The following is a 13,431-nucleotide window of genomic DNA, read 5'->3' as shown; positions in this document are numbered from 1 at the left end:
CATGACATTGTGGAAACACACATTAATTGCTATCGCAGCAGCTTGCACTGTATCAACGAGCTACGCAGCACCGGTTGAGCTCGATAGCGTAAAAGTGATCGTTAACGAAGGCGTTATCTTACAAAGTGACATCGATGCTTCAATGAAGACACTGCGCGCAAACGCTAAGAAAAGCGGTCAAACATTACCATCACAAGATGTCTTGAATGAGCAAGTTCTAGAGAAGCTGATCATTGATACGATTCAAACTCAAGAAGCGGAACGTATCGGTGTTCGTATAGATGATGCACGACTTGATCAAGCAATCGAAGACATTGCGAAAGACAACAAACAGACAGTCGCTCAGCTTACAGCCTCCGTTGCTGAAGAAGGCCTGAGCTACAATGCATTTCGTGAACAAGTAAGAAAAGAGATTGCAGCAAGTGAAGCTCGCAATGCCTTGGTTCGCCGTCGTATTAATATCCTTCCTGCAGAGGTCGACAACCTAGCGGACATCTTAGCGCAAGAAACCAATGCGACTGTTCAATACAAAATTGGCCACATTCAACTTCGATTTAATGATGACCAAACCAAAGAAGAATTAGAAGCACAAGCGACAGATTTAGTGGAAGAGCTAAACAACGGCAAAGACTTCAGCACCATGGCTTATACTTACTCTAAAGGCCCTAAAGCACTACAAGGTGGTGATTGGGGTTGGATGCGTAAAGAAGAGATGCCTACGATTTTTGCAGACCAGATCAAAATGCAAAATAAAGGCAGCATCATCGGTCCATTCCGAAGCGGTGTTGGCTTCCATATTTTAAAAATTGAAGACGTAAAAGGTTTGGAAACCGTTGCCGTTACCGAGGTGAATGCACGCCATATTTTGATTAAACCAACGGTTATCTTAAGTGATGACGGTGCCAAAGAGCAACTTGAAGAAATCACGCGTCGCGTAAACGCGGGTGAAGCGAGCTTTGGTGAACTTGCGCAGCAATACAGCCAAGACCCAGGCTCAGCCGTTCAAGATGGTGAACTAGGTTATCAAACTCCTGACTTATACGTGCCGGAATTCAAGCACCAAGTGGAAACACTACCTGAAGGTAAAATCAGTGCACCATTCAAAACGGTTCATGGCTGGCATATTGTTGAAGTGCTTGATCGCAGAGAAGTAGACCGTACAGACTCAGCTTTGAAAAACAAAGCATACCAAATTCTATTTAACCGTAAGTTCAACGAAGAAGCTGGCGCTTGGCTGCAAGAAGTAAGAGCGAGTGCTTTTGTTGAAATGGTTGAGGATGACCAAGATGACAACTAAACGCCTTGTCATTACAGCAGGTGAACCGGCGGGAATTGGGCCAGATTTAACTCTCGCCTTATCCCAAGAAAGCTGGCCACATCAGCTCGTCGTTTGTGCGGACAAAACCCTACTAGCAGAGCGAGCTAAAATGTTAGGGATCGAGGTTGAGCTGTTAGACTACGACTCAACCGCGCCTAAGCAACCTCAACGCTCTGGAACACTGGTTGTGAAACATGTTCCACTCGCTGAAGTCGCCGTTGCGGGTCAACTTAATGAAGCGAACGGCCACTACGTATTAAATACATTAGAAACCGCAGCAATTGGCTGTATGAATGATGAATTTGATGCTATTGTCACCGGCCCTGTTCACAAGGGTGTAATTAACCGAGCTGGCGTTGCTTTTAGTGGCCATACCGAGTTCTTTGCAGAGAAGTCCAATACTCCACTTGTCGTGATGATGTTGGCAACAGAAGGGCTGCGTGTTGCTCTCGTAACAACGCACATCCCGCTAGCTTATGTATCTCAAGCAGTGACCGAAGATAGATTAGAGCAAATCATTGCTATTCTGCATAAAGATTTGGTCGAAAAGTTTGCTATAGAGAAACCAACTATTTACGTGTGTGGATTGAACCCACATGCGGGTGAAGATGGTTGTTTGGGTCGTGAAGAGATAGAAACTATCACCCCTACGCTAGAAAAAATTCGCCAGAAAGATGGTATTAATTTAGTTGGCCCATTGCCAGCAGACACCATCTTTAATGAAAAATATTTGCAAGATGCAGATGCTGTTTTAGGTATGTATCACGACCAAGTACTCCCAGTATTGAAATACAAAGGGTTTGGTCGCTCAGTGAACATCACGCTTGGCTTACCGTTTATTCGCACATCAGTCGATCACGGTACCGCCTTAGACTTGGCAGGGAAAGGCCAAGCCGATACAGGGAGCTTTAGAACAGCGCTCACGCACGCCATTGAATTAGTAGAGAAAAAGCAATGAGAAATGATGTCCACTTAGGGCACAAAGCGCGTAAACGTTTTGGTCAAAACTTCCTTAACGATCCATACATTATTGATGGAATCGTATCGAGTATTAACCCACTTCCAGGCCAGAACTTAGTAGAAATCGGTCCTGGTCTTGGTGCGATTACTGAGCCTGTAGGCAAACTTGTCGACAAGTTCACAGTGATTGAACTGGATAGAGATCTTGCTGAACGTCTGCGTAATCACCCTGATCTTGCTGAAAAGTTAACGATCTATGAAGGCGATGCAATGAAGTTCGATTTCGAACAACTTGTTAAGCCAAACAACAAGCTACGAATCTTCGGTAACTTGCCATACAACATCTCTACACCATTGATGTTCCATCTTTTTGAGTTCCATAAAGATGTGCAAGACATGCACTTTATGCTTCAAAAAGAAGTCGTTAACCGATTAGCAGCTGGCCCAGGCACTAAAGCTTATGGTCGTCTAACAGTAATGGCTCAATACTACTGCAAAGTGACACCAGTACTAGAAGTACCACCAACAGCATTTGTTCCGCCACCGAAAGTAGACTCAGCAGTCGTTCGCCTTCAGCCTTATGAAGTACTGCCTTACCCAGCAAAAGATCTTAAGTGGTTAGATCGCGTATGTCGCGAAGGCTTTAACCAGCGTCGCAAAACAGTACGTAACTGCTACAAGAGCCTAATCGACAAGGAAGTGCTTGAAGAGCTAGGTGTAAACCCTGGCATGCGCCCTGAAAACCTGACGCTCGAACAGTTTGTCGATATGGCGAACTGGTTGCACGACAGTCACAACGCTGACAAATAATCGTAAAAGGCTCCTACACTTCGGTGAGGAGCCTATTTTTTTATGTAATACTTAAAGCATACCAACAACAAAAGGTGCGAATATGGATATATCTACGCCTTGTATCAAATGCCAGGTTCATTCTAAATATATTGAAGAACAATCTGAGCCATCTAAAAATCGCTACGTTTTCGCTTACATCATTACCATCAAAAACCTAAGTAAAACAACGGTGCAACTTATGTCTCGCCGCTGGTTGATTACCGACTCTAACGGTAAACAACTCACCATAGAAGGTGATGGCGTGGTTGGACAACAGCCGGTGATTGAAGCCAATGACGAATACACATACACCAGTGGTACCGTCATCGAAACCCCGGTGGGAGTCATGCAAGGGCACTATGTAATGACCGATCATAAAGGCATTGATTTCATAACAGAAGTAGACCCATTTAGGCTGGCTATCCCCAATATTCTTAACTAGTACACATCTCTACTACTTACAGGAAAATGCTGTGTCGAATTATATTGTCGGAGACATCCAAGGATGCTTTGACGAACTTCAGTTACTGCTTGAAACCATCAACTTTGAGAAACAACAAGATACGTTATGGGTCGCCGGAGACTTAGTTGCTCGTGGCCCTAAATCCTTAGAGACGTTACGTTTTGTTCGTAACCTTGGCAGTTCAGCGAAGGTGGTATTGGGTAACCATGATTTACATCTACTTGCGGTGTCCTTAGGCCTCTTTTCAGCCAAACCAAAAGATAAGACTCAACCAATTCTTGACGCTGAAGACCGTGACCAATTGCTGGAATGGTTAAGGCAACAACCCTTGATGCAAGAACACCCAGAGTTTGTCATGACACATGCGGGCATCTCACCTCAATGGGACTTAGAACAAGCACGCACAGAGAATCGAGAGATAACGTCGTTACTTAAATCGGACCGTTGGCAATGGCTTATCAAGAACATGTACAGCAACACGCCAGATCTCTGGAACAAAGAGTTGCAAGGCATAGAGCGCTATCGCTATGCGATCAATAGTTTCACTCGAATGCGCTTTTGCTCTCCAGATGGCCGACTCGACATGGCGTGTAAACTTCCGCCCAATGAAATTACGGATGAACCTTTGATACCCTGGTTTGACCTTTCACAACGTATTACGCTTGATAAAACCGTGCTCTTTGGGCACTGGGCAGCCTTAGAAGGCTATTCAGGAAAAGATGTGATTGGCTTAGATACTGGATGTGTTTGGGGAGGAGAATTGACGATACTTCGCTGGGAAGATAAAAAGTTTTTCACTCAAGAAGCTCTAACTATAGTTTAATATAGGGCTTACTTTATATTTCAATAAAGTAAGCCCGACTATAAATTATCGCTCTAATATAACAAAATGCATATCAAATCGGTTCTTAGCATCATGAGTGTAATATTCATCATACTCACAAGTCCAACCTTCACTTCCCCAGCTAGGAAAGCGAGTGTCACCTTCAATTTCAGCTTCAATAAATGTTAGATATAGTTTATTTGCTATAGGAAGGTAAGATTCATATATAGAACCGCCACCTATAACCATTACCTCTTCAACGTCTCCAACAGCTTTCAGAGCTTCCTCTGTAGATGTAACTGTTGTTACCCCGTCGATGGATAACTCAGGATCACGACTGATAACTATATTCTGTCTTCCAGGAAGAGGACGACCTATAGAGTCATAAGTTCTGCGCCCCATAATTACTGGTTTTCCTAGAGTGTGTTTTTTAAACCAAGCAAAATCAGCAGGTAAGTGCCATGGCATGGCATTCTCTTTACCAATAATCCGGTCACCAGCTTCAGGTAAATAAAAACCATTTTCCTTGTCAATTTTCCCACCATGAGCCATAGCTGCAATTAAGCTAATTTTCACAACTCTATACCTCTGTAATTTCTGAGACACAGATTATACCGATTTCCCTCATAGGGTAAATCATTATGCGATTATACTATCGGTCTTCTTCTATAAAAGAGCAGCCCTGGCACCGCCAAGCCAACCGCTAGCCCCGCGATAATGAACATCGACTTTAAGAAGTTCTCCATCAACATGGCGAGCAATTCTGGGTTATACCCTGCTCTGTTGATTTCTACCATAGCGATCATCGCTTTGAACGCGAAGACTCCTGGAACCATAGGAATCAAAGCGGCGACGGTAAATACCTTTGGGTGCGCCAACAGTTTGTGTGACCAATGAACCCCAATCATCCCGACAATGGTAGCCGCGAAGAAGGTCGCCCACTCAATGGGTATCCCGAAATGCATCATTAAGTAACGGCTACCGTGGCCGATTGATCCTCCTAGAGCACAATAGATCAACGCACGTTGTGGTACGTTAAAGACCAATGCAAATCCGACGGCAGGTATGGCTGCAAAAAACATATCGTTCAGAAGGCCTACCAATAATTCAAAGATAGTCATTAGCTTGCCCACCCCCACACATTCGAAAGACTCATCGCTGCAACAATACCTAAGCTTGTTGCCAACGTTAATAAACTGGCCATGGTGAAGCGTGCGAGACCCATATTAATATGACCTTTAAGCATATCCGCAACAGAGTTAATTAAAGGGAAACCGGGTACAAGCATCAGCACAGAAGAAGCCATCACGATAGTGGGTTGACCACCGATGTTATAAAGAACCGCTTGCGCTGAAATAGTTGTCGTAACAAACGCAGTGATAGCAAAGTTTAATAAGGGGTTAAAATGACGATGGCCTATCTCTTGTCTGACGATCATGCCGCAAGCTGATGCGATAAAAGTCATCATGAAGACCTGCCAATCACCGCCAGCAAGGTGACTAAAAGAGGCGCACGATAATCCAATCATCACGACAACCAACCAACGATTATAACGTTCTGGACTGATCCCTTGGATCTTCTTGTAAGCTAAATCATAATCAAGAATCCCTTTCTCCATCATGATACACACGCGTTGAATCTCTGTTATCACCCGCATATTAATGCCACGATCAGCACAGCTTCGAGTCGTCGTTATGCAATGATCATCCATTACTGTTGTCACAACCAACGCATTGGCTGACAGTGCAACTTCAACCTCATTCACCCCACAAGCAATACCAATGCGGCGCATAATGTCACCGACCAGTGTGCTCTCGGCGCCGTGTGCCAATAACATTTGTCCTGACTGAGCGACTAACCTTGAGATCGCTCTTTGTTCTGATGCCATGATTTCCTTCCCATAGGCGTTATACCAGTCACAGTAAGTAAGTGATCAGAAATAGCGCAGAAAAAAAGCTTGAGAACAAGGCAGAGATTTTCGATAAGTAGTTATTCTACAATCAAAATCTCTAACGCAGTTATCGAGCGTTTTAACCAGCTAGGGTGACCAGTTATTTACTACGATTGATATTAATTATCTAGAAATAAATTCTGCATTAAAATTTGATAAGACATAATGATTTAGATACAAAAAAACCGCAATTTTCATTGCGGTTTAGTAAAACTATCAGTGTGCTTCAGAAGAAGCGACCAAAGTATTTATAGGAAACGGTGAGGATTAGTCACGAACATAGATAACATGACCGTCATCTTCTTCGTCATCCCAGTCATCCCAATCGTCGTCATCTTCAGTAACGACATTCTTACCGGCCATCGCATCTTTATGGTAGTCATCCCACATAAAGTTAACTTTTTCTTCTTCTTCAATTGCTTCAACTTCACGAGGTAGGTTCTCCATAAACTCACCCAGTTTAAAGCAAAGATCTTTGGTACCGATCTTGTTCACAGCAGAGATCTTGAAGTACTCGCCTTCCCAACCTAAAGCTTCGACGATTTCTTGAATCTTTTCGTCCGCTTCTTCTTCAGGCATTAGATCAACTTTGTTGAATACTAACCAGCGAGGTTTCTGTGCCACTTTTTCGCTGTATTGCTCAAGCTCGTCAATGATCGTCAGTGCGTTCTGAATTGGATCAGAACCATCAATCGGCAAAATATCGATCATGTGCAGAAGAACACGACAACGCTCAAGGTGCTTCAAGAAACGAATACCAAGACCAGCGCCATCAGCTGCACCTTCGATAAGACCAGGGATGTCAGCAACAACGAAGCTCTTTTCAGGGACAACACTAACAACACCTAAGCTAGGGATTAGCGTGGTAAACGGGTAATCAGCCACTTTCGGTTTCGCAGCAGAAACTGAGCGAATAAAAGTCGATTTACCAGCGTTTGGCAAGCCAAGCATACCAACATCCGCTAACAGAAGAAGTTCTAAACGCAGTTCGCGAACTTCACCTTTAGTACCCATTGTCTTTTGACGAGGAGCACGGTTAACCGACGACTTAAAACGCGTGTTACCAAGACCGTGCCAACCACCTTTACCAACCATTACTTTTTTGCCATGTTCAGCAACTTCAGCAACGATTTCATTAGTGTGGATATCAACAGCGCGAGTACCTACAGGTACTTTCATGGTCATATCTTTACCACGTTTACCAGTACAGTTACCACCGCGGCCATTTTCGCCACGCTCTGCATTGTAAAAACGTTGAAAACGGTAATCGATTAGCGTGTTTAAGTTTTCATCCGCTTGAATGTAAACATCACCACCATCACCGCCATCACCGCCGTCAGGACCACCTTTAGCGACGAATTTTTCGCGCCAAAAGCTTACTGTACCATTACCGCCATCACCGGCTTCTATTTTTACTGATGCTTCATCAACGAATTTCATTTTTTAACTCCGCACTTACGTTGCGTTACCACTCATCAAGGAGTGATATAAATTCTAGCAGATCCGTGTTTAGATCGATCACCTAAGATCTAGATCGATCTGCAACCAAGGAACAAATAAGGAGAGGTTCTTTGCTTTCTGTATCTTAAAAAACAAACGGCTTCTTGAAACTAAACGGTTTCTCAAACACCAAACTGCTTCTCAAAACTAAAGCCAGAGCGTCTACTTTTTTATTCTCGCTATAAATAAAAAACCCTGCCGAATCGGCAGGGCTTTTGAATTCAGCTTGAAAGCTAGTATAAATAATCTAATGAAAGATTAAATTACTCAGCTTCGATGCTTACAAACTTACGGTTTTTAGGACCTTTTACTGCAAATTTCACTTTACCTTCAGTAAGAGCGAAAAGAGTATGGTCTTTACCGATGCCAACGTTTGTGCCAGCGTGGAACTTAGTACCACGTTGACGAACGATGATGTTACCTGCAAGAACAGATTCACCACCAAAACGCTTAACACCAAGACGTTTGCTTTCTGAATCGCGGCCGTTATTAGTAGAACCGCCAGCTTTTTTATGTGCCATTGTTAAACTCTCCTAATACTTAAGCGTTAATGCCAGTGATTTTCACTTCTGTGAACCACTGACGGTGACCAGCTTGCTTACGCGAGTGCTTACGACGACGGAATTTAACGATTTTTACTTTATCGCCACGACCGTGTTGTACTACTTCTGCAGTAACCTTGCCACCTTCAACAAGAGGTGCACCAACAGCGATTTCTTCGCCGTTAGCAACAAGAAGAACTTTATCAAATTCTACAGTTGCACCAGTTTCAACGTCTAATTTCTCTAAACGAAGTGTTTGACCTTCGCTTACTCGGTGTTGTTTGCCACCAGATTGGAAAACAGCGTACATATTTTACTCCGCTTTTTCCGCACAGCCTATGGTTGTTAATTCTACAACTCGGGTGTGCGCTAAACTAATCAATAGGGCGCAGATTCTACGGGAATCATGCCGCTATGACAAGCCATATTTTTAAAATATTGGCGAAAACATGTTCGCCAAAGAAAAGTGCGGCAATGATGCCTTTAAGTGATGTATTAATCAACGTTTTTTAGTGTATTATTCAACAATTAAATACAACGTATAAGCCTTACAGGGTCTAACTTCAGCCGGATGAACAATGGATTTTAAAGCTATCCAAACGCTTACTGCCAATGATATGGCAAAAGTGAATGAAACAATTCAAGCCCAACTTAATTCTGACGTAAGTTTAATCAACCAGCTTGGTTTTTATATCGTTAGCGGTGGTGGCAAACGCCTACGCCCTTTGCTTGCTCTTTTATCAGCTCGTGCACTTGGTTACCAAGGTGAAGCTCATATCACCTCAGCCGCCTTTATCGAGTTTATTCACACAGCAACCCTTCTCCATGATGATGTCGTCGACGAATCGGACATGAGACGCGGCAAGGCTACAGCGAATGCTGCTTTTGGTAATGCCGCTAGCGTTTTGGTTGGTGATTTTATTTACACCCGCTCGTTCCAGATGATGACTACACTAGGATCTTTAAGGATCCTTGAGCTAATGAGCGAATCAGTAAACGTGATTGCCGAGGGTGAAGTTCAACAATTGATGAACTGTAACAACCCAGACACCACAGAAGAAAGCTACATGCAGGTGATCTATTCAAAGACCGCTCGCTTGTTTGAAGCCGCAACCCAAATCGGCGCGATTCTTACAGAGTCTTCACTTGAAATCGAAACGGCGATGCAAAACTACGGTAAGTACCTAGGAACCGCATTCCAGCTTATTGATGATGTGATGGACTACACCGCTGATGGTAAAGAGATGGGTAAAAATGTTGGTGATGACCTAGCAGAAGGCAAACCGACGTTACCGTTGCTTTACGCAATGCGTAATGGCTCTCCAGACCAAGCAAGCATGATTCGTGAAGCGATTGAAAAAGCCAATGGTATGGAACGTCTCGACGACATTATGTCTGTCATGAAAGAGACAGGCTCGTTAGAGTACACGACCAATAAAGCCTATGAAGAAGCTGATAAAGCGATAGCAGAGCTGTCTATTCTTCCTGATTCAGAATACAAACAAGCTTTAACTACGCTAGCTCACCTTGCAGTAAAACGTAACAAGTAAATAGAAGCTAAGTAGTAAGTAGACAGCTAGATAATAAAAAAGAGCCGGTTGGCTCTTTTTTTGATCCTGCTAGATATTACTCTGGGTTTTAATATCGACTCGATTCTAATGATAAAGGTAATTGCGCCTCGATCTCTTCAAGTTCTTCCAACGGAACCGCATATTGCTTATGGCTGTTGTAAGACTCAAACAAAGCGAACTGCTCTTGTTCATCGATAACCAATATCTTACCCAAGCGACCTAGATAGTTAACATTCATTCCCTTTTGTACTCTAGTCATAATCCGATACCCTAATTCTTCGTGGTTAGAAAAAGATTACGAGTGGGTTGAATACTAGGATCAAAAAAGCCGATCACAATGATCGGCTTTCGTTAACTGTCTTTTTAGCTGAGTTCAGTTGTCTATCGCTTATTTAGCGAATTCAACACCAATCTCAATATCGCCATTTAACGTTTCTAGCATGCTGTCTAGTGCGTTGCGTTCGAAATCGCTCAGTTCACCGTAGCTAAGGATCGCTTCAGCGCCCTCTTTGCCAAGTTTAACTGGTTGTGCGAAGAATGGTGCGTGCTCGCCTTCACCTTCAACGTATGCACATTCAATCACGTTCTCTTCGCCTTGAAGTGCTTTCACTAGAGCAAGACCGAAGCGACAAGCCGCTTGACCCATAGATAGAGTCGCACTACCGCCACCCGCTTTAGCTTCTACTACTTCAGTCCCCGCATTTTGGATGCGAGTTGTTAGCGCTGCGATTTCTTCATCAGTGAACTCTACGCCTTCAACTTGAGAAAGAAGAGGCAGGATCGTTACACCAGAGTGACCGCCGATAACAGGAACGCGAACATCGCCTGGATCTTTATCTTTTAGCTCAGCAACGAACGTTTCAGAACGAATAACATCAAGAGTCGTAATACCGAATAAACGACGCTTGTCGTAAACGCCTGCTTTCTTTAGTACTTCAGCAGCGATTGGCACTGTTGTGTTTACTGGGTTAGTAATGATACCAACACAAGCAGTAGGACAAGTAACGGCAATTTTCTCAGCTAGAGACTTAACAATGCCAGCGTTCACATTGAAAAGATCCGCACGATCCATACCAGGTTTACGAGCAACACCCGCAGAAATAAGCACAACATCCGCACCTTCAAGTGCTGGAGTTGGGTCTTCACCCGCGTAACCTTTGATCGAAACAGGCGTTGGGATGTGGCTAAGATCGGCAGCAACACCCGGAGTTACCGGAGCGATGTCGTAAAGTGCAAGATCTGAACCAGCAGGCAGGCGGTTCTTTAGTAGTAGGGCTAGGGCTTGACCGATGCCACCAGCGGCACCAATAACAGCTACTTTCATTGTTATTCTCCTTGAGAGATTTCTCTTATAGATTCTTTGTAGAGTAATTCTTGAGCTAAATTAAGGCTAAAAAGCTAAATTATCGCTAAAAAACTATATTAATCACAAAGTGATTACAATCAATTAACGCCAGCTTTGCGACTTCGCGCAAGTCAACAAAACCGTGCCACACAGCGAGTTGGTATTATGGGGATAATCATCTGAAATAACAAAATAAGTCGGCACTAATAACACATTATTCTATTAAATTTTTACAGTGATATGACTAACAAATTACCGTGATATTTTGGCTAAGATTGAATATGTATGCGAGAATATGCAGATATCTTTATTAATGAATAAGAATGACATATGCGCAATACAGAAAAACAAGACAACTTAGTTCGTGCTTTTAAATCATTACTAAAAGAAGAACGTTTTGGTTCGCAAGGCGAGATTGTCGATGCCCTCAAACATGAAGGTTTTGAAAGCATCAACCAATCTAAAGTTTCGCGTATGTTAACTAAGTTTGGCGCTGTTCGAACGCGCAATGCAAAAATGGAGATGGTTTACTGTCTTCCAGCTGAACTTGGCGTCCCGACAGTTTCGAGCTCTTTAAGAGAGTTGGTGTTAGATATTGACCACAACAATGCATTAGTTGTGATACACACCGGCCCAGGTGCTGCGCAGCTTATTGCTCGCTTGTTAGATTCATTAGGTAAGTCAGAAGGCATACTGGGCGTAGTCGCAGGCGATGACACTATCTTTATTACTCCAACCTTGTCAGTGACCACTAAGCAACTGTTTGATTCAGTGTGCGAACTGTTTGAATACGCTGGATAATTGCCCATAGTTTCATAACTATCACAGCTACTAATGGATCACGAACATCTATTCGCTTCGTGATCCAAATCACATCCTAAGATATCCATTCCCTCCCCCCTTAAAAACCACTAAACCATTGATTTTAAAAAACTCAATAGCAAATTAAACACGAGATCTAACCGTCATTTGTTAGATTTTTTAGCTATATCTTTTAACATTTGAGTAATTTTCTGCCAATTTTTGATATTATTCAGCCACTTTTTCATCACATGGATTGAAAAAGGTGCCGTTTCCAAATAGGAAACTCCAGAAACGACTACAATTGTTTCAGGGTTAATAATGAATAAAGGAAGGGAAATTCATGGCATTTACCAAACTTATTAAAGTTGGGGCTATTGCAGCTGCTGTAATGGGCGCTGGCGCAGTTAACGCTCAAGAGTTCATCACAATTGGTACTGGTTCAGTAACGGGTGTTTACTACCCAACTGGTGGTGCTATTTGTAAGCTAGTGAACAAAGGCCGCAAAGACCACAACATTCGTTGTTCTGTTGAGTCTACTGGTGGTTCAATCTACAACGTTAATACCATCCGTGCTGGTGAACTAGATTTCGGTGTTGTTCAATCGGATTGGCAATACCACGGCTACAACGGTACAAGTAAGTTCAAAGATCAGGGCGAATACAAGAAACTTCGCGCTATGTTCTCTCTACATACAGAACCGTTCAACATCATCGCTCGTACCGATGCTGGCATCAACAATGTGTCTGACCTAGCTGGTAAGCGTGTAAACATTGGGAACCCAGGTTCTGGTGACCGTGCAACGATGGGTGTTGTAATGGACGCTATGGGTTGGACTAACGATAGCTTCAAGCTTGCTTCTGAACTAAAAGGTTCTGAGCGTTCACAAGCACTTTGTGATAACAAGATTGATGCATTCATCTACATGGTTGGTCACCCGAACGGTTCAATCAAAGAAGCAACAACTTCTTGTGATGCAAAACTGGTTTCAGCAACAGGTCCACAGATCGACAAAATCGTAGCTGAAAACCCATACTACGCATACAGCACAGTTCCAGCTGGTATGTACCGTGGTACAGATGCTGACGTAAACAGCTTCGGTGTTGCTGCAACTATGGTAACAACGTCTGACGTTTCTGATGAAGTCGCATACAACGTTGCTAAAGCAGTATTTGAAAACTTTGCTACATTCAAACGCCTGCACCCAGCATTTGCGAACCTGAAGAAAGAAGACATGGTTAAAGCGGGTATCTCAATCCCTCTTCACCCTGGCGCAGTAAAATACTACAAAGAAGTAGGCCTTCTAAAGTAACTCTACTTTAAGCC

The 13,431-nt window shown here is 43.2% G+C and carries 16 protein-coding genes; 8 read left to right on the top strand and 8 right to left on the bottom strand.

Annotated features, from left to right (window positions below):
- Nucleotide 1: 1 nt before the first annotated feature.
- The 5 genes from surA (at nt 2) to BCT49_RS06615 (ending at nt 4,395) form a co-directional block, all read left to right on the top strand.
- Nucleotides 2-1,297 carry a peptidylprolyl isomerase SurA gene (surA, locus tag BCT49_RS06635; protein WP_102434622.1) on the top strand — a complete coding sequence of 432 codons (1,296 nt, stop codon included), beginning with the start codon at nt 2-4 and terminating at the stop codon, nt 1,295-1,297.
- Nucleotides 1,287-2,276: a 4-hydroxythreonine-4-phosphate dehydrogenase PdxA gene (pdxA, locus tag BCT49_RS06630; RefSeq protein WP_198595830.1), complete on the top strand. Its 990-nt coding sequence runs from the start codon at nt 1,287-1,289 to the stop codon at nt 2,274-2,276. The genes surA and pdxA overlap by 11 nt, the downstream gene beginning before the upstream one ends.
- Nucleotides 2,273-3,088, top strand: a complete 816-nt coding sequence (rsmA, locus tag BCT49_RS06625; protein ID WP_009847826.1) for a 16S rRNA (adenine(1518)-N(6)/adenine(1519)-N(6))-dimethyltransferase RsmA — start codon at nt 2,273-2,275, stop codon at nt 3,086-3,088. Before pdxA ends, rsmA begins: the two co-directional genes overlap by 4 nt.
- Before the next feature lie 82 nt (nt 3,089-3,170).
- Entirely contained in the window at nt 3,171-3,551 is a 381-nt protein-coding gene (gene apaG / locus BCT49_RS06620; RefSeq protein ID WP_009847827.1) for a Co2+/Mg2+ efflux protein ApaG, read from the top strand.
- 31 nt (nt 3,552-3,582) lie between these two features.
- Nucleotides 3,583-4,395 (top strand): symmetrical bis(5'-nucleosyl)-tetraphosphatase, encoded by an 813-nt coding sequence (locus tag BCT49_RS06615; RefSeq protein ID WP_102434620.1) that lies wholly within the window; start codon nt 3,583-3,585, stop codon nt 4,393-4,395.
- Between the two features lie 45 nt (nt 4,396-4,440).
- On the opposite strand, the gene folA is transcribed toward BCT49_RS06615, so the two are convergent.
- The 6 genes from folA to rplU all read right to left on the bottom strand — a co-directional run bounded on the left by folA (nt 4,441) and on the right by rplU (nt 8,698).
- Nucleotides 4,441-4,971, bottom strand: a complete 531-nt coding sequence (gene folA / locus BCT49_RS06610; RefSeq protein WP_372051227.1) for a type 3 dihydrofolate reductase — start codon at nt 4,969-4,971, stop codon at nt 4,441-4,443.
- Nucleotides 4,972-5,042: 71 nt separating this feature from the next.
- Nucleotides 5,043-5,516 carry a threonine/serine exporter family protein gene (locus tag BCT49_RS06605; protein ID WP_170213690.1) on the bottom strand — a complete coding sequence of 158 codons (474 nt, stop codon included), beginning with the start codon at nt 5,514-5,516 and terminating at the stop codon, nt 5,043-5,045.
- On the bottom strand, nt 5,516-6,283 hold the full coding sequence (locus tag BCT49_RS06600; protein ID WP_102434617.1) for a threonine/serine exporter family protein: 768 nt from the start codon (nt 6,281-6,283) through the stop codon (nt 5,516-5,518). The genes BCT49_RS06605 and BCT49_RS06600 overlap by 1 nt, the downstream gene beginning before the upstream one ends.
- 330 nt (nt 6,284-6,613) lie before the next feature.
- Nucleotides 6,614-7,786: an Obg family GTPase CgtA gene (cgtA, locus tag BCT49_RS06595; protein ID WP_009847831.1), complete on the bottom strand. Its 1,173-nt coding sequence runs from the start codon at nt 7,784-7,786 to the stop codon at nt 6,614-6,616.
- Nucleotides 7,787-8,109: 323 nt separating this feature from the next.
- Nucleotides 8,110-8,367, bottom strand: a complete 258-nt coding sequence (rpmA, locus tag BCT49_RS06590; protein WP_004735905.1) for a 50S ribosomal protein L27 — start codon at nt 8,365-8,367, stop codon at nt 8,110-8,112.
- Nucleotides 8,368-8,386: 19 nt separating this feature from the next.
- Nucleotides 8,387-8,698, bottom strand: a complete 312-nt coding sequence (gene rplU / locus BCT49_RS06585; protein ID WP_004740823.1) for a 50S ribosomal protein L21 — start codon at nt 8,696-8,698, stop codon at nt 8,387-8,389.
- A 268-nt stretch (nt 8,699-8,966) separates the two neighbouring features.
- Between rplU and ispB the strand changes: the two genes are divergently transcribed.
- Nucleotides 8,967-9,938: an octaprenyl diphosphate synthase gene (gene ispB, locus BCT49_RS06580; protein ID WP_102434616.1), complete on the top strand. Its 972-nt coding sequence runs from the start codon at nt 8,967-8,969 to the stop codon at nt 9,936-9,938.
- 88 nt (nt 9,939-10,026) lie between these two features.
- On the opposite strand, the gene BCT49_RS06575 is transcribed toward ispB, so the two are convergent.
- Together BCT49_RS06575 and mdh are read right to left on the bottom strand one after the other, a co-directional pair.
- Nucleotides 10,027-10,218, bottom strand: coding sequence for a hypothetical protein (locus BCT49_RS06575; RefSeq protein WP_009847833.1), 192 nt, complete (start codon nt 10,216-10,218; stop codon nt 10,027-10,029).
- Nucleotides 10,219-10,347: 129 nt separating this feature from the next.
- Nucleotides 10,348-11,283: a malate dehydrogenase gene (gene mdh, locus BCT49_RS06570; protein WP_010434414.1), complete on the bottom strand. Its 936-nt coding sequence runs from the start codon at nt 11,281-11,283 to the stop codon at nt 10,348-10,350.
- A gap of 351 nt (nt 11,284-11,634) precedes the next feature.
- Between mdh and argR the strand changes: the two genes are divergently transcribed.
- Nucleotides 11,635-12,105: a transcriptional regulator ArgR gene (argR, locus tag BCT49_RS06565; protein WP_004735909.1), complete on the top strand. Its 471-nt coding sequence runs from the start codon at nt 11,635-11,637 to the stop codon at nt 12,103-12,105.
- Between the two features lie 343 nt (nt 12,106-12,448).
- Nucleotides 12,449-13,417 carry a TAXI family TRAP transporter solute-binding subunit gene (locus tag BCT49_RS06560; RefSeq protein WP_017078819.1) on the top strand — a complete coding sequence of 323 codons (969 nt, stop codon included), beginning with the start codon at nt 12,449-12,451 and terminating at the stop codon, nt 13,415-13,417.
- Nucleotides 13,418-13,431 lie beyond the last annotated feature (14 nt).

Source organism: Vibrio lentus, from assembly GCF_002875945.1.
GTDB lineage: Bacteria > Pseudomonadota > Gammaproteobacteria > Enterobacterales > Vibrionaceae > Vibrio > Vibrio apostichopi.
The sequence above is the reverse complement of the archived record's forward strand: the minus strand, read 5'-3'. Positions and strand labels throughout refer to the sequence as shown.

Coding starts and splice junctions, on each gene's coding strand:
- BCT49_RS06605 (WP_170213690.1), bottom strand. CDS start 5,516: ATGACTATCTTTGAATTATTGGTAGGCCTTCTGAACGATATGTTTTTT.
- mdh (WP_010434414.1), bottom strand. CDS start 11,283: ATGAAAGTAGCTGTTATTGGTGCCGCTGGTGGCATCGGTCAAGCCCTA.
- BCT49_RS06575 (WP_009847833.1), bottom strand. CDS start 10,218: ATGACTAGAGTACAAAAGGGAATGAATGTTAACTATCTAGGTCGCTTG.
- apaG (WP_009847827.1), top strand. CDS start 3,171: ATGGATATATCTACGCCTTGTATCAAATGCCAGGTTCATTCTAAATAT.
- BCT49_RS06600 (WP_102434617.1), bottom strand. CDS start 6,283: ATGGCATCAGAACAAAGAGCGATCTCAAGGTTAGTCGCTCAGTCAGGA.
- BCT49_RS06560 (WP_017078819.1), top strand. CDS start 12,449: ATGGCATTTACCAAACTTATTAAAGTTGGGGCTATTGCAGCTGCTGTA.
- surA (WP_102434622.1), top strand. CDS start 2: ATGACATTGTGGAAACACACATTAATTGCTATCGCAGCAGCTTGCACT.
- ispB (WP_102434616.1), top strand. CDS start 8,967: ATGGATTTTAAAGCTATCCAAACGCTTACTGCCAATGATATGGCAAAA.
- rpmA (WP_004735905.1), bottom strand. CDS start 8,367: ATGGCACATAAAAAAGCTGGCGGTTCTACTAATAACGGCCGCGATTCA.
- cgtA (WP_009847831.1), bottom strand. CDS start 7,786: ATGAAATTCGTTGATGAAGCATCAGTAAAAATAGAAGCCGGTGATGGC.
- pdxA (WP_198595830.1), top strand. CDS start 1,287: ATGACAACTAAACGCCTTGTCATTACAGCAGGTGAACCGGCGGGAATT.
- rplU (WP_004740823.1), bottom strand. CDS start 8,698: ATGTACGCTGTTTTCCAATCTGGTGGCAAACAACACCGAGTAAGCGAA.
- rsmA (WP_009847826.1), top strand. CDS start 2,273: ATGAGAAATGATGTCCACTTAGGGCACAAAGCGCGTAAACGTTTTGGT.
- argR (WP_004735909.1), top strand. CDS start 11,635: ATGCGCAATACAGAAAAACAAGACAACTTAGTTCGTGCTTTTAAATCA.